This is a genomic window from Burkholderia sp. 22PA0106 (assembly GCF_047497155.1).
In the GTDB taxonomy this organism is placed as follows: Bacteria; Pseudomonadota; Gammaproteobacteria; order Burkholderiales; family Burkholderiaceae; genus Burkholderia.
This window is the reverse complement of the sequence record NZ_CP163163.1, coordinates 2,777,410-2,797,966: the sequence shown is the minus strand read 5'-3', so window position 1 is coordinate 2,797,966 and position 20,557 is coordinate 2,777,410. Positions and strand designations below refer to the sequence as shown.

General features: G+C 66.2%; 15 protein-coding genes and 1 pseudogene. 10 read left to right on the top strand and 6 right to left on the bottom strand.

The features are described 5' to 3' along the window. Positions 1 to 4 precede the first annotated feature (4 nt). The 3 genes from glnL to AB4850_RS27265 all read left to right on the top strand — a co-directional run bounded on the left by glnL (position 5) and on the right by AB4850_RS27265 (position 4,968). Complete coding sequence (gene glnL, locus AB4850_RS27275) at positions 5 to 1,147, top strand: nitrogen regulation protein NR(II) (protein ID WP_414442560.1); 1,143 nt, start codon at positions 5 to 7, stop codon at positions 1,145 to 1,147. 39 nt (positions 1,148 to 1,186) lie between these two features. After that, positions 1,187 to 2,695 (top strand): nitrogen regulation protein NR(I), encoded by a 1,509-nt coding sequence (gene ntrC, locus AB4850_RS27270; RefSeq protein ID WP_414442559.1) that lies wholly within the window; start codon positions 1,187 to 1,189, stop codon positions 2,693 to 2,695. 152 nt (positions 2,696 to 2,847) lie between these two features. Further along, positions 2,848 to 4,968, top strand: a complete 2,121-nt coding sequence (locus AB4850_RS27265) for a prolyl oligopeptidase family serine peptidase (protein ID WP_414442558.1) — start codon at positions 2,848 to 2,850, stop codon at positions 4,966 to 4,968. A gap of 14 nt (positions 4,969 to 4,982) precedes the next feature. Here the strand turns inward: AB4850_RS27265 and tssE are convergent, their stop codons facing one another. The 6 genes from tssE to tssK all read right to left on the bottom strand — a co-directional run bounded on the left by tssE (position 4,983) and on the right by tssK (position 12,629). Beyond that, positions 4,983 to 5,408, bottom strand: a complete 426-nt coding sequence (gene tssE / locus AB4850_RS27260) for a type VI secretion system baseplate subunit TssE (protein ID WP_414442557.1) — start codon at positions 5,406 to 5,408, stop codon at positions 4,983 to 4,985. A 14-nt stretch (positions 5,409 to 5,422) separates the two neighbouring features. Continuing rightward, on the bottom strand, positions 5,423 to 8,125 hold the full coding sequence (tssH, locus tag AB4850_RS27255; protein ID WP_414442556.1) for a type VI secretion system ATPase TssH: 2,703 nt from the start codon (positions 8,123 to 8,125) through the stop codon (positions 5,423 to 5,425). 107 nt (positions 8,126 to 8,232) lie between these two features. Beyond that, positions 8,233 to 8,718: an Hcp family type VI secretion system effector gene (locus AB4850_RS27250; RefSeq protein WP_414442555.1), complete on the bottom strand. Its 486-nt coding sequence runs from the start codon at positions 8,716 to 8,718 to the stop codon at positions 8,233 to 8,235. Positions 8,719 to 8,803: 85 nt separating this feature from the next. Next, positions 8,804 to 10,555, bottom strand: coding sequence for an OmpA family protein (locus AB4850_RS27245; protein ID WP_414442554.1), 1,752 nt, complete (start codon positions 10,553 to 10,555; stop codon positions 8,804 to 8,806). Beyond that, a complete protein-coding gene (locus AB4850_RS27240) occupies positions 10,552 to 11,250 on the bottom strand; it encodes a DotU family type IV/VI secretion system protein (RefSeq protein WP_414442553.1) in 699 nt (232 codons plus the stop codon). The genes AB4850_RS27245 and AB4850_RS27240 overlap by 4 nt, the downstream gene beginning before the upstream one ends. Positions 11,251 to 11,276: 26 nt before the next feature. Further along, positions 11,277 to 12,629 (bottom strand): type VI secretion system baseplate subunit TssK, encoded by a 1,353-nt coding sequence (gene tssK / locus AB4850_RS27235; RefSeq protein ID WP_414442552.1) that lies wholly within the window; start codon positions 12,627 to 12,629, stop codon positions 11,277 to 11,279. A gap of 420 nt (positions 12,630 to 13,049) precedes the next feature. Here tssK and tssB point away from each other — a divergent pair, with 420 nt between their 5' ends. The 7 genes and pseudogenes from tssB to tssG all read left to right on the top strand — a co-directional run bounded on the left by tssB (position 13,050) and on the right by tssG (position 20,556). Further along, positions 13,050 to 13,562 (top strand): type VI secretion system contractile sheath small subunit, encoded by a 513-nt coding sequence (gene tssB / locus AB4850_RS27230; RefSeq protein ID WP_414442551.1) that lies wholly within the window; start codon positions 13,050 to 13,052, stop codon positions 13,560 to 13,562. Between the two features lie 73 nt (positions 13,563 to 13,635). Next, positions 13,636 to 15,168 (top strand): type VI secretion system contractile sheath large subunit, encoded by a 1,533-nt coding sequence (tssC, locus tag AB4850_RS27225; protein ID WP_414442550.1) that lies wholly within the window; start codon positions 13,636 to 13,638, stop codon positions 15,166 to 15,168. Positions 15,169 to 15,252: 84 nt separating this feature from the next. Then, positions 15,253 to 15,462: pseudogene (locus AB4850_RS27220) on the top strand (hypothetical protein); the annotation flags it as partial. 113 nt (positions 15,463 to 15,575) lie between these two features. Next, positions 15,576 to 16,055 carry a hypothetical protein gene (locus tag AB4850_RS27215; protein ID WP_414442549.1) on the top strand — a complete coding sequence of 160 codons (480 nt, stop codon included), beginning with the start codon at positions 15,576 to 15,578 and terminating at the stop codon, positions 16,053 to 16,055. Beyond that, on the top strand, positions 16,052 to 17,644 hold the full coding sequence (gene tssA / locus AB4850_RS27210) for a type VI secretion system protein TssA (RefSeq protein WP_414442548.1): 1,593 nt from the start codon (positions 16,052 to 16,054) through the stop codon (positions 17,642 to 17,644). The genes AB4850_RS27215 and tssA overlap by 4 nt, the downstream gene beginning before the upstream one ends. 9 nt (positions 17,645 to 17,653) lie before the next feature. Then, entirely contained in the window at positions 17,654 to 19,468 is a 1,815-nt protein-coding gene (gene tssF, locus AB4850_RS27205; protein WP_414442547.1) for a type VI secretion system baseplate subunit TssF, read from the top strand. Beyond that, complete coding sequence (gene tssG / locus AB4850_RS27200; protein WP_414442546.1) at positions 19,432 to 20,556, top strand: type VI secretion system baseplate subunit TssG; 1,125 nt, start codon at positions 19,432 to 19,434, stop codon at positions 20,554 to 20,556. The genes tssF and tssG overlap by 37 nt, the downstream gene beginning before the upstream one ends. Position 20,557: the final 1 nt, after the last annotated feature.

Sequence of the window (20,557 nt, the reverse complement as noted above, 5' to 3'; positions counted from 1 at the left end):
CAAGATGGTTCTGAAGAATCTGATCAAGGCCAGGGCAGGACAGCCGGAGCGGCTGTCGGAAGACGAGCGGCTGCTGCGCTCGGGGCTGCTGACCGGTCTCGAGGCGTTGCCGACGGTCGTGCTGGTGATCGATCGCCGCACGCTGCAGATTGCGTTCGCGAACCCGTCCGCCGAATCGATGCTCGACATTTCGCGCCGCCAGCTCGCGCAGATGCCGTGGAGCGACCTGTTCCCGAATTCGATGGAACTCGCCACCACCATCACCGCGATCGGCGAAGGGCGTTTTCACGCCACCCATCTCGACACGGTGCTCGAACGGCCAGGCCGCGAGGCGTTGCATGTGCATGCGATCGTCGGTTTCCTCGAGGGCGCGCCCGATTACGTGCTGGTCGAACTGTTCGAGAACGAACGGCAATCGCGCACCGACCGCGAGGAGCGCATTCACGACCTCACGGCCGTCAACAAGCACCTGATCCGCAATCTCGCGCACGAGATCAAGAATCCGCTCGGCGGCATTCGCGGCGCGGCGCAACTGCTCGAATTCGAATTGAGCGAGCGCGAGCGCGGCGAGCTGCGCGAGTACACGCAGGTCATCATCAAGGAATCCGACCGGCTGCAGACGCTGGTCGACCGGCTGCTCGAACCGCACCGGCATCCGCACATCGTCGGCGACGTCAACGTGCACGAAGTGTGCGAGCGGGTGCGCGCCGTGATGCTGGCCGAGTTTCCGCGCGGCCTGACGATCGAGCGCGACTACGACGTCAGCGTGCCCGACCTGCGCGGCGACAAGGAGCAATTGATCCAGGCGCTGCTGAACATCGTGCGCAATGCCGCGCAGGCGCTGCGCGAGCGCATCGCGCAGGGCGACGCGCGCATCGAGTTGCGCACCCGCATCGCGCGCAAGATCACGATCGGCAAGAAGCTGTTCAAGCTGGCGCTGGATCTCCACGTCATCGACAACGGTCCCGGCATTCCCGAGGAGATTCGCGACCGGATTTTCTACCCGCTGGTTTCGGGCCGTGAAGACGGCAGCGGCCTCGGCCTCACGCTCGCGCAAACCTTCGTGCAGCAGCACGAAGGCACGATCGAGGTGGAAAGCCGGCCGGGCCGAACCGAATTTCAGATTTTGTTGCCGCTCGATCATTGAGCGGCCTTGCAGCGACTCACCGATACATCTGACCGACCTATGAAGCCGATCTGGATAGTAGACGACGACCAATCGATCCGCTGGGTGCTCGAAAAGGCACTCGCGCGCGACAGCTTCGCAACCCGAAGCTTCTCGAATGTGCGTGATGCGCTGGCCGCGCTCGACCACGAAACCCCGCAAGTGCTGGTATCCGACATCCGGATGCCGGGCGGTTCCGGGCTCGAACTGCTGCAGGCGATGCACGAGCGGCTGCCCGGGCTGCCCGTCATCATCATGACCGCGTTCTCGGACCTCGACAGCGCGGTGGCCGCCTTCCAGGGCGGCGCGTTCGAATATCTCGCCAAGCCGTTCGACGTCGACAAGGCGGTCGAGCTGATCCGGCGCGCCGTCGAGGAAAGCCTGCGCGGCGGCGTGCCCGAGGACGACAAGCTCGCCGACGCGCCCGAGATGCTCGGCCAGGCGCCGGCCATGCAGGACATGTTCCGCGCGATCGGCCGCCTGTCGCACTCGGCCGCCACGGTGCTGATCACCGGCGAATCGGGCACCGGCAAGGAGCTGGTGGCCCGTGCGCTGCACCGGCACAGCCCGCGCGCCAACGGCCCGTTCATCGCGCTGAACACCGCGGCGATCCCGAAGGATCTGCTCGAATCCGAACTGTTCGGCCATGAGCGCGGCGCGTTCACGGGCGCGCAGACCACCCGCCAGGGCCGCTTCGAGCAGGCCGAGAACGGCACGCTGTTTCTCGACGAAATCGGCGACATGCCGTTCGACCTGCAGACGCGCCTGTTGCGCGTGCTGTCGGACGGCCAGTTCTATCGCGTCGGCGGCCACAACCCGCAGCGCGCGAACGTGCGGGTGATCGCGGCCACGCACCAGAACCTCGAATCGCGCGTGCGTCAGGGCCTGTTCCGCGAGGACTTGTATCACCGTCTCAACGTGATCCGGCTGCGCCTGCCGGCGCTGCGCGAGCGCAGCGAGGACATCGCGCTGCTCACGCGCCACTTCCTGCAGAAGAGCGCGCGCGATCTGGGCGTCGAGCCCAAGCGCGTGGCGGACGAGGCGCTGGCCTATCTGACCTCGCTGCCGTTCCCGGGCAACGTGCGCCAGCTCGAGAATCTCGCGAACTGGCTGACCGTGATGGCGCCGGCGCAGACGGTCGAGATCAAGGATCTGCCGCCCGATCTCGGCCCGGCGCAGGCCGCGCACGGCGAAGGCCTGACACCGGCGACGATTGCGGTCAGCACCGACGCGTTGCCGAACGGCATGGCCGCCGCCACGCTGCCCGGCGCACCGGTCGCAAGCGGCGCGGTGGCCGCGCCCGCGTCGAGCAACCCGGTATGGGAGCAAGGCTTGCGCAGCGAAGTCGCACGCTTGCTGCGCGAGAACTCGGCCGATGTGATGGACGAGCTGGCGCGCCGTTTCGAGGCCGCCGTGATCCGCGAGGCGCTCGACTTCACGCGAGGCCGCAAGGTCGAAGCCGCCGAGCGGCTCGGTATCGGCCGCAACACCATCACGCGCAAGATCCAGGAACTGCATCTGGAGCCGTGATGCGGCGGGCGCGGTGCGCGGCGGCCATCGGCTGCCGCGTGCCGGCCGCCGCTTGCTTGCGTTCGCGCGGGGTCTTCATCTCCAGGGCGGTTTTCCGCTGCCCGCATCGCGATCGGACATAATCGGGGTTTGCTTTCAGTCCGAACCTCTCGATGTCCGATACGTCCCACTGGCCCGACGGGCCGGATCCGTTCAAATTCCTCGAATCGCTCGACAGCCGCCGTGCCCGCACCTGGGTCGACGAGCAGAACGCGCGCACCCATGCCGCGCTGCGCAACGATGCGGCGTTCACCGCGCTGTCGGCGCGGCTCGCCAAGGCCTATCTGCCGCGCGAGCGGCCCGTGATTCCGGCGCGCTGGCGCGACTGGGCCTACGACCTCTGGCAGGACGACCTGCATCCGAAGGGCCTCTGGCGCCGCGCGCGCTGGGACGACTGGCGCGCCGGCCGGCCGGACTGGCAGGTGCTGCTCGACGTCGATGCGCTCGGCGCGCAGGAGCATGAATCGTGGGTGTTCGAGCAGGATGCGATCCTCTATCCCGATGGGGATCGCGCGCTGCTGTCGTTGTCGCCGGGGGGCGCCGATGCAGTCGTGATCCGCGAGTTCGACCTCGAACGGCGCTGCTTCGTCGAGGACGGTTTCCGCATCGACGAGCCCGGCAATCACACCGTCGACTGGATCGACCGGGACACCGTCTACGTGAGCTGGGAACGCGACGAGGATGCCGTCACCGACGCCGGCTACCCGTACGAGGCGCGGCGCTGGACGCGCGGCACGCCGCTCGACGCCGCCCCGGTGGTGTTTCGCGGCGAGCGCGACGACATCAGCGCCGGCGCCGGCTTCGATCCGGTGGAGGGGCGCCATACGGCCTGGCGCAGCGTCGATTTCTTCGACGTGCACACCTACCGGCTCGGCGCGGGTGGCGAATGGCTGCGCTACGACGTGCCCGCGCAGGTGGGGGTGGGCTTCTGGCATGGCTGGCTGGTGCTGGAGCCGCGCCTCGACTGGGCGTGCGAGGGCGTGCTGCATACCGGCGGATCGCTGCTGGCGATTCGCGAGGACGCGTTCCTGGCCGGCTCGCGCACGTTCACGACGCTGTTCGCGCCGGGGCCGTCCACCTCCGCCTGCACCTGGACGCACACGCACACCACGCTGATCGCCAGTTGGCTCGACGACGTGCGCAACCGCACGCTGCTCTGGCAGCCCGTGCAGGATGCGGCCGGCGAGTGGCAGTGGACCTCGCGCGCGTTCGCCTGGCCGAAGGAGGCCGAGATCGACATCGAGCCGATCGAATCGACGCTGAACGACGAGATCTTCGTCGATGTCGATACCTTCCTCGATCCGCCCGAATGCTGGCTCGCCGATCTGGCCGACCGCGCCGACGATGCCGCGTCGCGCCGCGTGCTGCTCGATCGGCCGCCCGTGCAATTCGAGGCGAGCGAACTCGTGGTGCGCCGCGCGATGACGCGCTCGCGTGACGGCACCGAGGTGCCCTATACGCTGATCGGCCCGCGCGATGCGCTCGACGGCGTGACCGACGCGGCCGGGCAGGTGCGGCGCACGGCGCGGCCTTGCTTGCTGTCGGGCTATGGCGGCTTCGCGATTCCGAACCTGCCGGCCTACAGCGACGCGCTCGGCATCGCCTGGCTCGAACGCGGCGGCGTGGCGGCGTTCGCGCATATTCGCGGCGGCGGCGAGTTCGGCTCGCGCTGGCATACCGATGCACAACGCGAGCACCGTCAGCGCTCGTTCGACGATTTCATCGCGGTGGCCGAGCATCTGGCCGCGAGCGGCGTGACCACGGCCGCGCAACTCGGCATCGAAGGCGGCAGCAACGGCGGCCTGCTGGTCGCGGCCTGCATGGTGCAGCGCCCCGAGCTGTTCGGCGCGGTGCTGTGCCAGGTGCCGCTGCTCGACATGCGGCGTTATCCGAAGCTGCATGCGGGCGCGGCCTGGCTCGACGAGTACGGCGACCCCGACGATGCGCAACAAGGCGCGGCGCTTGCCGCGTATTCGCCGTACCACCGCGTGCGTGGCGATGTGATGTATCCGCCGTTACTGCTGGCGACCTCGACGCGTGATGATCGCGTGCATCCGGCGCATGCGCGCAAGATGGCCGCGCTGATGCAGTCGCTCGGTCACGAGCAGGTGTGGTATTGGGAAAATACCGATGGGGGCCACGGCAGCGCCGACGATCTCGAACGCGCGCAATCCGATGCGGCCGATTTCGGGTTTTTGTGGGCGCATTTGGGGCCGGCGCCGGAGCGGGCGTGAGACAGGCGGTGCGGCTAGCCGCGCTCCGTCACCCGGCGTTTCACTCGCATGCGGCCCGGCGGCTCGAAGTACGTACCGAACCGCACCAGCCCGGCCTTCTTCAGATGGCATGTCATCTCGAAGTTGACCAGCACGCCCGGATCGTCGTTGTCGAGCAGATCGACGTCGATCGAGCGGATGCGCGGCTCGTATTTCAGGAGCGTCGTTTCCATCTGCTGCCGGAGCAGATGGGCCGAGGCCGGTAGCGCCTTGTAGATGTTGGTCAGATCGGGTAACCCGTAGTCCGGCAGATGCTTGAGCGCCCCCGCACGCGTGTTCAGAATCCGTTGCACGTTGTGCTGCACGCTCATGCATTCGAGCGTCTGGTCGTCGTAGGCGTCGAGCGGCTCGCCGCCGATCTGGCCGAGCAACATGTCGTAGAGCGAGGGGCCTGCCTGCATGGTGTGGCCTCTCGCTATGCGGTGACACACGTGGCAGCCTGTCGGTCGACGAAGTCGATCGTCAGGTCGCCGGTGTCCGAGCTCGACAGCAGGATGGCCGAGGGCGCGGTGCCGCTGGCCATGCGCGCCAGCAATTCACGCGATACGGCCGGCAGGACCCGCTGATTGAGAAACGCATCGACGTTGCGGGCGCCGGATTCGCGTGCGAGGCAACGCTCGGCCAGCGCGCCGATCAGCGCTTCGTCGCAGCTCAGTTCGACGTCGTGCTGCCGGCGCAGGCGCTCGGCGATCTTCGCGAGCTTGAGCCGCACGATCGAGGCCAGGGCATCGGCATCGAGCGGGCGGTAGACGAGCGACTGGAAGCGCGCGAGCAACGCGGGCTGGAAGTGCGCCACCAACTGCGGGTGAATGGCGTCGAGCAACGCCGGCTGGGCGATGCCGGGTTCATCGGCAGTGAGCGCGTCGATCCGGGCGCTGCCGAGGTTCGAGGTCATCAGGATCACGCAGTGGCGGAAGTCGATCTCGCGCCCCTCGCCGTCGCGCATCGTGCCGCGATCGAACACCTGGTAGAACATGTCGAGCACGTCGCGGTGAGCCTTCTCGACTTCGTCGAGCAGCACGACGCCGTAGGGACGTTGCCGCACGGCTTCGGTCAGGATGCCGCCGCGGCCGTAGCCGACATAACCCGGCGGCGCTCCCTTCAATTGCGACACCGAATGCGCTTCCTGGTATTCCGACATGTTGAGGGTGGTGAGCGCGGCTTCGCCGCCGAACATCAGATCGGCCAGCGCCAGCGCCGTTTCGGTCTTGCCGACGCCCGACGGCCCGACCAGCAGAAACACGCCCAGCGGCGCGTGTTCGCTCTTGAGGCCGGCTTTCGCCGTGCGCAGGCTTTCCGCGAGCGCCGCCAGCGCATCGTCCTGCGCCACCACGCGCGCGCTCAGCTGCCGTTCGAGGTTCAGCAGGCGCAGCAGTTCGTCCTCCATCAGGTTGCCGACCGGCACGCCCGTCCATTCCGCGACGATGCGCGCCACGGCCGCCGCGTCGACATCGACCGAGACCAGCGGCGTCTGGCCCTGAAGGTCGGCCAACTGGCGTGTTGCCTCGTCGAGCGCAGCGGTATCGGGCGGCGTGCCGTTTTCACGGTGCTCGGCGCGATGCTGGTGGATCAGGCGGACCCGAGCGAGTTCGTCGGCATGGCGGGCTTGTGCGCTCGCGAGGGCCTGGCGTGCGTCGGTCAACGCGCTCGCGAGCTTCGTGCGCCGCATCGCGATATCGCCGAGGCCTGCCTGTGCATCGGCATCGAGCGTCGCCTGCTCCAGTTCGAGTGCGCGGATCGTGGCTGCCGCCCGTTGCAATTGCGCAGGCGGCGATTCGAGTCCGATCCGCACGCGTGCGGCGGCCGTGTCGATCAGGTCCACCGCCTTGTCCGGCAGTTGCCGGGCGGGGAGATAGCGACGCGACAGCTTCACGGCCGCGACCAGCGCATCGTCGCGAATATGCACGTCGTGGTATTGCGCGTAGCGCGGCTTCAGGCCGCGCAACATCAGGCAGGCGGCATCGTCGTCGGGCTCGTCCACCTTGATGCGCTGGAAGCGGCGTTCGAGCGCGGCGTCGCGCTCGAAGAATGCCTTGTATTCCGACCAGGTGGTGGCGGCGATCGTGTGCAGTTCGCCGCGTGCGAGCGCGGGCTTGAGCAGGTTCGCGGCGTCGGCGCCGCCGGGCGCGTTGCCCGCGCCGATCAGGGTGTGCGCCTCGTCGATGAAGAGCAGGACCGGCACCGGCGAGGCCCGAACCTCGTCGATGACGTTCTTCAGGCGCTGCTCGAACTCCCCCTTCACGCCGGCGCCGGCCTGCAGCAGGCCCAGGTCGAGCGTCAGGATGCGCACGTCGCGAATCACGTTCGGCACGCTCCCTTCGGCGACACGCAGCGCCAGGCCTTCGACCAGCGCCGTCTTGCCGACGCCGGGCTCGCCGACGAGGATCGGGTTGTTCTTGCGCCGCCGTGCGAGCACGTCGACCATCTGCTGGATTTCGCGATCGCGGCCGAGCACCGGGTCGATGGTGCCGGCGCGCGCCATGGCGGTCAGGTCGGTCGCGAAGCGTGTGAGGGCGTCGCCGTCCGTGGTGCGATGGGGGCTCGGCGTAGCGGCGGCCGCGTGCGTGGACGTTTCCGGGGTGGGGCTGTCCGATTGCGCCATGGCTTGATCGTCAGCGGCGGCCTCGATGTCGTCCGGTCGTGCGCTCTCGCAGGACCGATGTGCCAGGCGCGGCAGAAGGCGGCGGATCTGCGCGCTGCCGATGGACAGCAGCGGCCAGGCATGGTGCGTACGCAGCACATGCGGCGTATCGACGATCGCCTGCAGCAGATTGCCGGACCGGATCGGCGCTTCATCGGCGTCAGACGCGGCGTGCTGCCATGCGTCCTGAAGCACGGTCGCCAGTTGCGGCGAGAGGGCGGGCTTGCCGCGCAGGTTGCGGGGCAGATGCGCGATCGAGGCGAGCAGGGAATCCCAGACGCTATCGAGATCGACGTCGTAGTGCCGGAGAATGGCCGGGATGTCGCCGTCGCGTGCTTCGATCAGCTTCAGCAGCCAATGCTCGACCGTGATTTCGTCCGCGAGACGCGTCTGGCACAGGCTGACGGCGGCTTCGAGCGCCTGGGCACAGTGCGGGTTGAGCCGGCGAAGCAGGTGAGTCGTGTCTCGGGAGGTCATGTCGGTGTAGAGGGCCGGGCGTGCCTTGGTAAAAAAGCCAACCTGAACGCGTCAGGCCGGCCAGGGAACCGCCAGGGGGGCGGCGGTTCGATTGCGAGGTAACGCGCTCAGGAGCGCTCGTTCCAGCTGTCCTTGTGAATGATGTTGCCGTCCTTGTACGACCAGGTGATCGTTTCGTAGCGCAACTCGATTTTTTCGAGGTGGTTGTGCTTCTCGTAGGCCGGGTTCTTGATGTCGTGCATGACCGGATTCACGGCGACGACCTTCACGTTGTCGAGCTGCGTGTTGAAGTACTCCTTCTCCTTGCCGGCGTCGTCGATCCTGTACCACTTGATCTCGACCGACTTGAGCGTCTGGCCGCTCGTCACGGCCTTGTACAGATACGGCGTCGACGCATCGGTTTCCTTCGTCAACGTAATCGGCTTGTGGACCCGCGTGCCGGTCAGCTTGCCGGTATTGCCGTCGGTCGGGATATGCACGCCGTGGTCGAACGCGACCAGCTCGACGCTGCCTTCGCGATCCTGCACCGTCACCGAACCCTTGATATCGGCGCCGCCATCGTCCTTGAGCCACATGTAGGCCGGAATTGCCATCTTCTTACTCCCTGTTCGCACTACTTATCTTGCCCGGAGCCAGCCTCCGGGCTTCCCAAACCCTCGATCGGAACGCGTCGGGGGCCTAATCCGTTGTTGACTGCCTTGCATCCGGAACCAGGGTGATTTCCACGCGGCGGTTCCGGGCGCGTCCGTCGGGCGTTGCGTTGCTCGCGATCGGCCGCGTCATGCCGTAGCCCTGGATGGCAAAGCGCGTGGCCGGGATGCCCGATGCGTCGACCAGCCAGTCGCGCACGGCCTGCGCGCGTGCCGTCGAAAGCGCTTCGTTGCTGCCGGGGCTGCCGACGTCGTCGGTGTAGCCGGCGACGAGAATCCGCTTGTGGGGATGCGCCTTGATCATGTCGAGCGCGCCGATCATTGCGCGGTTCGAGCCGGGCTTCAGGCGCGCGCGGCCGCTGTCGAACAGCGACATGCTGTCGAGCGTGACGACGGCGGGCGGCGTGGGTGGTGGCGGCGGTGGCATGTACGAGGCGATCGCGTCGTTCAAGGGCGGCAACAGCGCCGCGCCGCGATACATGCCGAATGACAGGTACAGCGGTGTACCGGCACGCGCATAGCGGTCGAGCTGGTCCCGGTGCGCGACCAGCACCCGCCGCGCATCGCGTCTTGCCGCATCGTGGTCGGCCGGGATCGCCGAGTAGCGGCCGAGATCGGTGTCGATGCGCTTCATCAGGCTTTCGTTGTTGTTCGCCGCGCCCCAAGTCGCGACGGTCGCCGCACAGGCCAGCAGGGCGAGCGCGTGGCCTGCGGCGGCCAGGCGCGGCGATCTCCAGTGTCGCGGCGGCATTGCTTCGATCAGCGGCTGCGGCAGGGGCCACGGCGTTGGCGAGGCCGAGGAGGCCGCGCGTGCTATCCGGGTCCGCATCTCGACATCGCGCGTCCACGGATTGCCCGGTTGGCTCGCGGGGCCGCAATCGATCCAGCCGGCTCCGCACAGCAACCACGGCGGCGCTGGCTGTTGCCGATCGGTCAATGCGTCGAATACGGCGCGCCGTGTCCATGCGATGAGCGACGCCAGCGCGGCGGCGCGGGTCGCGGCGCCGTGATCGCCTTTCGCGTGCAGGACTTCGCGTTCCGCCGCCCGTATCGCCGGCTCGAAGCATGCGTTGCCCGCCAGAGGCGCAGCCGAGGACATGCCGTACCACCGTGGTGGCGCCATACCGAAGGGGCCGGGCGCGAGCCGTTGATACACGGCGACATAGCCCGGCAGTCGCGTGCCCAGCATTCGGGCCGCGTCGCCGGTGGCTTGCCGAACCGCGCGCAACGTCTGCGTCACCACGTCGGCTTCCGCATGCAAGGCCGGTGCGACCGACAGCACGACGCCGTCGGGGGCGCGTCCGTCGCGCCATTGCCTGACCGCAACGGCAAGCTGCGGCAGGTCTTGCGGTTGATCCACGCGCAGCCAGATGGCGCCATCGCCAATCAGCACATGCCGAATTTCGCCCGCTCGGTCGAACAACTCGGGCAGCCCGTCGCCGGTTACGAGCACGAGCGGCATGCGGGTGCGCAGCCTGATCGGCACGTCCGCCGTCGCGGCGCCCAGGGTGGAAAGCACGTGCGCGCTTTGGCGGCGCGCGCCGGCTATCCGGTGCGTGTGCCATCCGATCAGCGCGAACATGGCGAGCCCGACGATCGCCGACAGCGCCCAGGCGGTGCCGGCGTCGAGCCGAAGCACGCGCCAGATCACGACGAGCGCCAGTGCCGCCGCGAACGCGATCACGAGGCGGGCCGGATACCCGAGCCCTTCGTGGCCGCGATCGGGTCGGCCGGATCGGCGCGTCGACGCCTCGGCGAGAGCAGAGAGGCCGGATTTCACGGGCGCGCGGCCTTGGCCGAAACGAGATGCGCAAGCTGCGCATCGAGTGCGCTGGACCACGCACCCCACGTGATGGCCGCGACAACGCAGGCGATGCCAGCGATCGCCCAGGGCGACAGCCGGTGAAGCCAGTCCGCCGCGCGTCGGCCGCCGCGATGCGTCATGAGCGGACGATCCGGGGAGGCCTGCAGCGATTCGAGCCGGGCGTTCAGCGCTTCGATCAAGACGATTCGTTCAGCCGCGCGGGAGCGGGCATATCGGCCGGCGAAGCCCATGCCGAGGATCGCCGCATAGCACTCGAGCAGCGCGATGGGCGGCGACGCTTCGAGCAGGCGTGCATCGAGCCGCTCGAATACGCGCTCGCCGGCGTCATGTAGATGGAACTGCTCCACTTGCAGCGGTGTGTGTTCCCATCCGGATCGAAATTCGCTCGGCAAATACCGCAGCGCGGCTTCGTCGAGCAAGCCGCATTGTGCGATCCGCGCCTCGTTGCGCACGTCGTCCGGAAAGCCGCGTCGTGCCAGATCGTTCGCGAACTGTTCGACCAATTGCTTGCAGCGCTCGCGCAACGCTTGCGCGTCCTGCGTGTGTCCGCCCGAGGCCAGGGTGGTCACCAGCAGCGCGGTGTCGCGCAGCAAATCGCGAATCCCTTCGCCGGGCGGATTGCTGGTCAAGGCGCTCGGCGTCGGGGACATCGCTTGGGGATCGGGACGCGAAGTGATCATGAACGCAGCACCGCGTAGAGTTCGAGCGACGCATCCGGGATCGATGCGGGCAGATAGATCTGGCAGGCACGCGCGGCAAGCATCTTCGCGTGCACCGTGCTCGATGCGTCCAGCGCGAAGTAGTGGTTGTCCAGGCGCACGGGAATCGCGCCCGGCACGCGTTGCACGGCCTTCAGCGGAATGCCGAGCAGTGCCGAATTGACGATGTGTTCGACATCGTCGGGCGCGCCTATCTTGCAAAGCCGCGGGAATTGTTCGACCAGCTCGAACGCGGGCAGCGGCGCGTGGATCGACAGATACCAGTCCGCCGCGTCCGCCACGATGCGTTCGTCGAGGAACTGGCCGGACCAGGTGGTCGGTCCTTTGCGGATGAGGTCGATCGACACCACCCGAGACGGAATGATGGCGTCGAGCAGCGTGCGAATCATCGATTCGAGCGTGGCGAACACTTCGTCGGCGCAGGCATGGTCGTACGCCGGAATGTCGGTGAGCCGGGCGTTGGTGGAGAACGTCATGAGCGCGCTCGCCAGCTGGGCGAGCGTCGAATACAACTGCTCGGGTGGCCGGCCCGGGTGCGTGGCGAACAGCCTGAGCTGCGGCCATGCGGCGTGGATGCAATGAAGCAGCCAGAACAACTGCACGTCGGCCACGCCATATTCCGCCACCTGCTCGATGCGTTCGCTGCGGCGGCTGCCGAGCGCCAGGCTCCTGGCGTGCAGGATATCGGCCAGGCGATGGACTCGTTCGAGGTGTATCGGATGGCTGGCGAGCGTCAGGCATGGCGGCACGAACCGACGATCGACCTGAAACTGGCCGCTGGAACCACGGGTGAGTCGCGCGATCGCGCAGACCGTGTCGTCGGCGTGCGACTCGAAGTCGAACAGCAGCCGCACCGCATGACGTTCGGCCGCGATTTCGGCCACGTCGGTTCCGTTCAGATCGGCGACCTTGGCGAACTCTCGATATGCGCGCCGGGGCCGCGCCAGCGTGGTTTCGTCGAAGCGGCAATTGCTGCCGTTCGCATCCGGTAAGGCCAGCGCCGCGAGCACGACGACGCTTTGCAGATTGGCGGGCACGCCCTGCTTCAGGTCGCGAGCGGCAGGCAGCGCATCGGCGAGGGTCGTGTCGATCGGCGTGCCGTCGGGCAAGCGCAGTATCAGCCGCGTGAGCTTGAGGCGCGCCGTGACCAGCGCCTCTTCGTCGATTTCGACGGCGAGGGTGCCCCATGGCTCGGCGAGTGCCGCCGACGCGATCTGCTGCATCGCGAACCCGGCCCATCGTTCCTGTTGCTGGAAGTGTTGTTGCGTGAGGATCAAGCCCTCATGCCAGAGCGGTTTGTGGATCCGCATAGGTGTGGTCTTCGGTTTGTCGTGCGCTGTTATGAAGTCATTGTTTTTATCTTTGTTGGTATATTTTTTGTCTGATCTTGAGTTTTATTTGAATATTAAGGTGGTTGATTTTTTAAGATATTTTTGAGGATGAATAGTTGCTGATGTGATTGAATTTGATTCTCGTCAGATTTCTTGTTTTCTATTCCCGTCGTTGATTATGCTTACACCATGTGAATGGGAATTGGCAATTGGTGGATTGATGAAATTTGGTGAAGATTGAATGGTAACTTAAATTATTTTCCGGAGAATTAAAATTCTTTGACGATGAAGAGATAAACATGTTTAATTCCGATTCGAATCGAAGTGATACGAATGGCAGCCATCACATAAAAGGCGCTCCGAGGGCGTCATGAACCTGAGAGATAGATAAGGAATCCTATGGATAGCTTTCAGCGAGAAATTCCGAAGAGCCGCGTCTCGATCACCCTGGATCTGCATACGGGCGGGGCCCGGAAGAAGGTCGAGCTTCCGCTGAAGCTGCTGGTTGCCGGCGATTTCAGCGCGGGTCGTGAGCAGGCGCCGCTGGCCGAGCGGAACAAGGTCAACGTCGACAAGAACAATTTCGATGCCGTTCTGGCCGACTACGCACCCGATCTCAAGATGGCGGCGGCCAATACCCTGGCCGGCGACGGCTCGGAACTGCCGGTGAATCTCTCGTTTCGCTCGATGAAGGATTTCGAGCCGGAGCAGGTTGCCCGCCAGATTCCGGAGCTGCAAGCCATGCTGGCCATGCGCAATCTATTGCGTGACCTCAAGTCGAACCTGCTCGATAACAGCACGTTCCGTCGCGAGCTCGAGAAGGTTTTGAAGGATCGGCGCCTGTCCGACAAGTTGCGTGGCGAGCTCGGGCAGATCGCCACGGCCACCTTGCAACAGGAAGGCCATGCGTGATCGCGGCCGGCCGAAGACGGCCGTGACCGCTTCCCGCAATCATTCATCCATTCGAAACGAGGCCGACAGAACCATGCATCAGAACGAATCGCAGCAGGGCATCACGGAAACGCTCGTGCTGGACCACGACAGCGTGTACGCCGCGTTGTGCAACAAGATCAACCTGAAACCGGTGGCCGAAGCGCGGCCGATCGAGGCGTTTCGCGACAACGATGCGTTGTCCGAGGCATCGGCCGACGAGCGTGTCGCGCGCGGCATGGATGCGCTGCTCAACCTGATCGCGAAGGAAAGCCGGCCGGTCGATCGCCTGGACAAGTCGCTGCTCGATTTCCATATCGGCCAGCTTGACCGGCAGATCAGCCGCCAGCTCGATGCGGTCATGCATACGCCGGAATTCCAGGCGCTCGAAGGCCGTTGGCGCGGCCTCAAGATGCTGGTTTCACGCACCGATTTCCGCAAGAACGCCCGAATCGAAGTGCTGGACGTCTCGAAGGACGCGCTGCAGCGCGACTTCGAAGACACGCCGGAGCTGATCCAGAGCGGCCTGTATCGGCTCACCTACATCGAGGAATACGACACGCCCGGCGGCCAGCCGATCAGCGCGATGATCAGCGATTTCGAGTTCGCGAATTCCCCGGTGGATATCGCGCTGTTGCGCAACATCTCGAAAGTGGCGGCGGCAGCGCACATGCCGTTCATCGGCTCGGTGGGCGCGGCGTTCTTCGGCAAGCAGTCGATGGAGGACGTGGCGGCGATTCAGGACATCGGCAACTACTTCGATCGCGCCGAATACATCAAGTGGAAGAGCTTCCGCGACACCGACGATGCACGCTACGTCGGCCTGACCATACCGCGTGTGCTGGGTCGGTTGCCGTACGGCAAGGACACCACGCCGGTGCGCGCGTTCAACTACGACGAGGCGGTCAAAGGCCCCGATCACGATAAATATCTGTGGGTCAACGCGTCGTTCGCGTTCGCCGCCAACATGGTGCGCAGCTTCGTCAACAACGGCTGGTGCGTGCAGATTCGCGGCCCGCAGGCGGGCGGGAAGGTCGAGGATCTGCCGGTGCACCTGTACGACCTCGGCACGGGCGTGCAGCCGAAGATCCCGACCGAAGTGCTGATCCCGGAAACGCGCGAGTTCGAATTTGCGAATCTCGGTTTCATTCCGCTGTCGTTCTACAAGAACCACGATTTCGCCTGCTTCTTCTCGGCCAGTTCGACGCAAAAGCCGGCGTTGTACGAGACCAAGGAAGCCACGGCCAACAGCCGGATCAATGCGCGCTTGCCGTACATCTTCCTGCTCTCGCGCATCGCGCACTACCTGAAGCTGATTCAGCGCGAGAACATCGGCACCACCAAGGATCGGCGTCTGCTCGAGCTCGAGTTGAACAGCTGGATCAAGGGGCTGGTGACCGAGATGAAGGACCCGGGCGACGAGCTTCAGGCATCGCATCCGCTGCGCGATGCGAAGGTGAGCGTCGAGGACATCGACGACAACCCCGGCTTCTTCCGCATCAAGCTGTTCATCGTCCCGCATTTCCAGGTGGAGGGCATGGATATCGGGCTGTCGCTGGTGTCGCAGATGCCGAAGGCCAAGAGCTGATCGATGTTTCCCGTCTCATGACGTACCGGAGCGCCTGACGTTGCTCCGGTGTCGGTGCCGTGCGGGCGAACCTGAGAGAAAAAAATGTCGATGGTACTGCCGTCGCAGGCATATGAATTGAAGCTGGCGCCGCACCCGGCGCCAGCTTCCGTACTCCGTTTCGCGGGGCGCGATGCGGTGAGCGAGCTGTACTGCTACGACATCGAGTTCACGAGCCCGATGGCCGGCATTCCGATGAGCCAGGTCGTCGGGCGCCCCGCCAAATTCACCGTTGCGCCGGTGGATCCGAATCTGGGTTGCCGGCCGTCGCTGATTACGCGGGCCTGGGTGAGCAGGGGGCGCGTCTCGGCGATCTGCTTCGCGGGCCGTTCGCTCAGACATGACGAGCCGTCGCATAGTCGGCGACCTTGAGTCTGGACGAGATGTGGCGCAGTGCGATCGTCGCCGACCGGAGCAGGACGTTCGCGGGCCGCTATCCGTTCGTCAATTTCGATAACGATGCGTCGTTTCCCGAGGTGGCGCCGCTTCACGCTGTCGGCACCGGTTTTCGTGACGGGTGCCGTGAACGTCGCAACGAGCCCGTCGGCCGCCGATCCACCACCGCTTCCGGCCGAGGTGATCGCGGCCGCCCGTCATGCCGCGTGCCATTGCCGGATGACGCCATGTCTGCGAATCCGCACACGGCAGACCGCCAACTCACCGCGACGAAATCGCCTGAAACGATGGCGCCGCGGGTCACGTCCGGCGGCCGTGTTCCATCAACCGATCCTCACGCGGCGATGTTGCCGCCGGTGACGATGGCGTCATCGTCCGATGCCGCGTCTCGCCCGTTCGGATACGCCCTCCGCTTGTTGGGCGACGCATTGGCGCTCGAAGACATTCAATGACGCTTGCCCATCTCGTAAAGACACTCGTCGGCGGCCCGCGCAGCGATTCGCAGCTCGATTCGCCGCTCGATTCGCATGAGGAACCCTGGGCGGCGTGGCTTGCCCCGATCGCGGGCGAGCACGCATGCGGTCGCGACCCCGGTTATGAAGACGCGTTCTTCGAACTGAAGGACGAGGCGAACAAGCTGTCGGGCATCGACGACGGATTGATTGCTCGTCTCTGCGAGCAGTTGCTCAAGGAGACCGGCAAGGATCTGCGTCTGGCCGGCTACTACGCGTTCGCGCGGCTTCGCATGGATGGTCCGGCCGGGTTTGCCGATGCGATCGAACTGGCTGCGTGGCTGGTCGACCGGTTCGGCGAAGCCATGTCGCCGGCGCGCGCCGAAGCGAAGCGAGCCGCGCTGGACATGTTCGCGACGGCCCGAATGATCGAAACGCTGGATAGCCGCGGCGCGTTCACGCCCGCCGATGCCGAGCGTGTGATGGCGGCGCTCGACAGGATCGTCGCTCGAACCAGCGCGTGGCCCGAAGCCGCGCGTCCGAATCTGCAGCCGCTCGTTGCCCGCTTCCACGGCCAGGACGAGCCGGTTCGCAGCGTCGGTGCGGACGCGGCAATCCCGTCCATGGTGGTCTCGCCGAGCGCGGCGGGCGGATCGATCGCGTCGGCGCGCGATCTGCTCGAGCAGGCCCGCGCGATGTCGGCGTGGCTGCGCGATCAGGAAAATGGCTACCTGCCGGCGGCGCGCGTTGTGCGCAGCGTCCGATGGGACACCTTGCACGACGTGCCGCCATCGGATGCGGCGTTGCATACGCGTCTCGTCCCGCCGCGTTCCGAGTTGCGCCAGCAGATGAAGCGCCTCGTGCTGCAGAAGCAATGGCACACCGTGCTCGAACGCGTGGAGGGGGCGTTCATGGAGGGCGTGAATCACCTCTGGTTCGATCTGCAATATTTCCAGCACGTCGCGCTCGATCACGTCGGTGCGCCCTACCGAGCATGGAGCGAATTGCTGCGCGCGGATTTCGCGTTGTTTCTGGCGCGGCTGCCCGGCATCGAACGACTTACATTCGACGACGGCACACCGTTCGCGGACGACACGACGCTCGAATGGATCGCGCGCCACGCAGTGGTGCGCGACCTGGAGGCGGGCGAGGCGGTGGCGCCGCTGCCGGTATCGGCGAATGGCGAAGGCGAGGCCGGCGACTGGCCGGAAATCGAAGCGCAAGCGCGGGATCTCGCTGGCCGCGATGGCGTGGAGGCCGCGTTCGCGTGGCTCGATGCGCTGCCCGGCATGAAGACCGCGCGGCACCGCTATCTCCAACGGCTCGTGATGGCGCGTCTGGCCGACCATGCCGGGAGGCCCGATGCGGCGCTCGCCCTGCTGGCCGAACTCGACGCGCTGGCCGGATCGCTCCCGCTGATTCGCTGGGAGCCGTCGCTGGCATTCGAGGTCAAGCAGCAACTCGTGCGCACCTTGACGGCGACGAGCCACCGCAAGGATGCCGACAAGCCGGCGCTGGCGCGCCGCATCGCCGACCTGCACGCGGAGCTGACCGTGCTCGACCCGGCGCGCGCGCTGACTCATTCGTAACGGAAGTCCATGGAAAACAACGATCCGATCCTGCGCTATTACGAAGCGGAAATGCGTTACCTGCGTGAATCCGGCAAGGAATTCGCGAAGGCGCATCCCGATCGCGCTCGCCTGCTCAACCTCGATCGCGTCGGCGATCGCGACCCCTATGTCGAGCGGCTGTTCGAAGGTTTCGCATTCCTGACCGGCCGGCTTCGGCAAAAGCTCGACGACGAACTGCCCGAGTTGACCGAAGGGCTGGTCAGCCTGTTGTGGCCGCACTATCTGCGGATGATTCCGTCGTTGTCGATCGTGGAGCTGGCGCCGCTCGCGGGCAAGTTGCAGAAGACCGAAATCGTGCCGGCCGGCGTGCCGGTGCGCTCCGCGCCGATCCCGGTGCCGCCGGCCGCCGGCGCGGAGGGCACGGCACCGACGACGGTCCAGTGCCTGTATCGCACCACCCAGCCCGTCGCGTTGCAGCCGATCGCGATCACGCATGCCGGCCCGGCTCTGCGCCAGGATGGCCGTTCGGTGATTCGGCTCGGCTTCGCACTCGACGGCTCGGCGCTTCGCAAGGAGACCGACCTGTCACGGTTGCGTCTGCATCTGAGCGCGGACCTGCCGACGGCGTTCGCGATGCACCTCGCGCTGACGCGTCGGATCGACACGATCGTCTGGCGCATACCGGAAGTCCGCGACGCAGACGCCGTGCCGCTCGCTGGCGTCACGATCGAGCCGGCCGGGTTCTCGACCGAGGAGCGGTTGTGGCCGAATGCCGACGCGGGGTTCTCGGGGTATCAACTGCTGCTCGAATATTTCACGTTCCGCGACAAATTCCTGTTTGTCGATCTTTGCGGGCTGGACGTTGCAGCGTTGCCCGAAGGCGCGACCCGCTTCGAGCTGGAGATCGTGCTGACGCAGGCCTACCCGACCGACCGGCGCTTCGGCGCGGAAAACGTCCGGCTGTTCTGTTCACCGGTCATCAACCTGTTCGAACTCGATGCCGAGCCGATCGAGATCGACCATCACGAAACCGAGTATCGCGTGGTGCCGGCCGGCCATCAGCGCGAGCATGTCGAAACGTATTGCGTCGATGCGATCGAGGCGTTCGATCACGAAACGGCCGAGCGATATGCCTACGTGCCGTTCGCGACGTTCCGGCACCGCGGCGGCATGCTGCGCCACGAGGCGCCGGAGCGCTATTTCCATTCGCGGGTGCGGCCCGGTATGTCGGGCTTGCACGAGACCTGGGTGATCCTCGGCGGTCACGCGTGGGATGCCAGGCAGGCGCTTCCCGAGGAAAGCCTGTCGCTGCGCGTAACGGGCACGAACGGGATGCTGCCGCGCAAGGGCCTGCGTGAAGCCAGCCTCGACCAGCTTGCGGGCAGCACGCAGAACGTCGCCGGGGTGCGCAATCTCGTTTCGCCGACGTTGCCGCTGTATCCGCCGACCGACGACCGGTTCCAATGGCGTGTGCTGTCGCATCTGGCGCCGAACTTCCTGTCGATGATGAACGCGGAAGTATTGCGCGGCGCGCTCGCGCTCTACGACTGGACCGACGACGAATTGAACCGTCGTCGGCTCGCGGGCATCTTGTGGGTATCGCAGGCGCTGATCGAGGAGGTATCGGGCGGCTCGGTCGAGCGGGGCGTCGCGATCGAGGTCACGCTCGACAGTCACGCATTCGTCGGGGAGGGCGATTTGATGTTGTTCGGCGAACTGCTGCACCGGTTCTTCGCGCTCTATGCCGACCTCAACCTGTTCACGAAGCTCGCAATCACCAGCCTGCCCTCGCAGGAGCGGATCGAATGGCCGCGCAGCAAGGCGCAGCGAGCCGCGCTATGACACACAGCGGGCTTCCGAATTTCGATCCGCTCGTCGCGTCGCTGCTGGCGCGCGCACCGCGCATGAACTTCATGCAGCTTTGCCGGCTGCTCGAGTTGCGCGCGCCCGATCGCCCCGGCTTCGGTACGCGCGATGCGCTCGACCACGAGCCGGTGCGTTTCCGGCCGAGGCCGCGTCTGGGTTTTCCGACCGGCGAAGTGGCGTCGGTCGAGTTCGACGACGCGTGGCCGGATGCGCCGCCGGTCGTGCGCACGACGTTCATGGGCTTGTATGGTGTCGACGCGGCGATGCCGTCGCACATGATCGACGAGATCGCGTTGCGCGAGGAAGGGCACGAGGCGGTCGAGGCGTTTCTCGATCAGTTCAATCACCGGTACGTCACGTTGCTGTATCGCGCGTGGCGCAAGTACCGTTACCCCGAACATTTCCGGCCTGGCGGCGTGGACGTCCATTCGCGCAACCTGCTTTGCCTGGCCGGGTTCGGCTGGGGCGACAAGCCGAAGCGCGCCGGCTTGCCCGATTCGAGGATGCTGGCGCTGTTGGGGCTGCTGATTCAGCGCACGCGTACGCCGGAAGGATTGGCGGGCGTGGTGGCGTTGGCGATTCCGGGCGTGAGCGTGCGGGTCGACGAGTTTTGGCCTGTCATGACATCGACCGGCCGGCCCTGTCCGCTGACGTCGGCGCGCGCCGGCGCCGAACCGGAAAACGGCCGGCGCGGCGGCCTGGGTAGCGGCTATGTCCTGGGCAAGCGAATGACCTACCGCGGCCGGGCTGTGCGTGTGACGTTGCGACCCGCCGACGAGCGGCAGGCGAATGGCCTGTTGCCCGGTGGGGCGCTGCACCGCGATCTGATGGCATTCGTGCAGTTGTATGTGGGCGTCAAGGCCGATGTCCACCTGCGCATGGAGATGTCGTCACGGTTCGTACCGCGCCCGGCGATCGGCCGAGGGCACCTCGATCCCGCGCCGCGATTGGGATGGACTACGGTGCTGCCCGCCGAGGGCGAACGCCTGATCAACATTGCGCTCGGTCGCTACCTCGCTGTTCCCGCACCCGAGCCGAATCCCTATTTGCTTCAACCTGCCTGAT

Excerpts from the sequence above, each read along its gene's own strand:
- AB4850_RS27240 (WP_414442553.1), bottom strand. The coding sequence starts at position 11,250 with ATGTCCCCGACGCCGAGCGCCTTGACCAGCAATCCGCCCGGCGAAGGG.
- tssF (WP_414442547.1), top strand. The coding sequence starts at position 17,654 with ATGGAAAACAACGATCCGATCCTGCGCTATTACGAAGCGGAAATGCGT.
- ntrC (WP_414442559.1), top strand. The coding sequence starts at position 1,187 with ATGAAGCCGATCTGGATAGTAGACGACGACCAATCGATCCGCTGGGTG.
- tssE (WP_414442557.1), bottom strand. The coding sequence starts at position 5,408 with ATGCAGGCAGGCCCCTCGCTCTACGACATGTTGCTCGGCCAGATCGGC.
- tssA (WP_414442548.1), top strand. The coding sequence starts at position 16,052 with ATGACGCTTGCCCATCTCGTAAAGACACTCGTCGGCGGCCCGCGCAGC.
- AB4850_RS27250 (WP_414442555.1), bottom strand. The coding sequence starts at position 8,718 with ATGGCAATTCCGGCCTACATGTGGCTCAAGGACGATGGCGGCGCCGAT.
- tssC (WP_414442550.1), top strand. The coding sequence starts at position 13,636 with ATGCATCAGAACGAATCGCAGCAGGGCATCACGGAAACGCTCGTGCTG.
- tssG (WP_414442546.1), top strand. The coding sequence starts at position 19,432 with ATGGCCGCGCAGCAAGGCGCAGCGAGCCGCGCTATGACACACAGCGGG.
- tssK (WP_414442552.1), bottom strand. The coding sequence starts at position 12,629 with ATGCGGATCCACAAACCGCTCTGGCATGAGGGCTTGATCCTCACGCAA.
- tssB (WP_414442551.1), top strand. The coding sequence starts at position 13,050 with ATGGATAGCTTTCAGCGAGAAATTCCGAAGAGCCGCGTCTCGATCACC.
- glnL (WP_414442560.1), top strand. The coding sequence starts at position 5 with ATGGTTCTGAAGAATCTGATCAAGGCCAGGGCAGGACAGCCGGAGCGG.
- tssH (WP_414442556.1), bottom strand. The coding sequence starts at position 8,125 with ATGACCTCCCGAGACACGACTCACCTGCTTCGCCGGCTCAACCCGCAC.
- AB4850_RS27265 (WP_414442558.1), top strand. The coding sequence starts at position 2,848 with ATGTCCGATACGTCCCACTGGCCCGACGGGCCGGATCCGTTCAAATTC.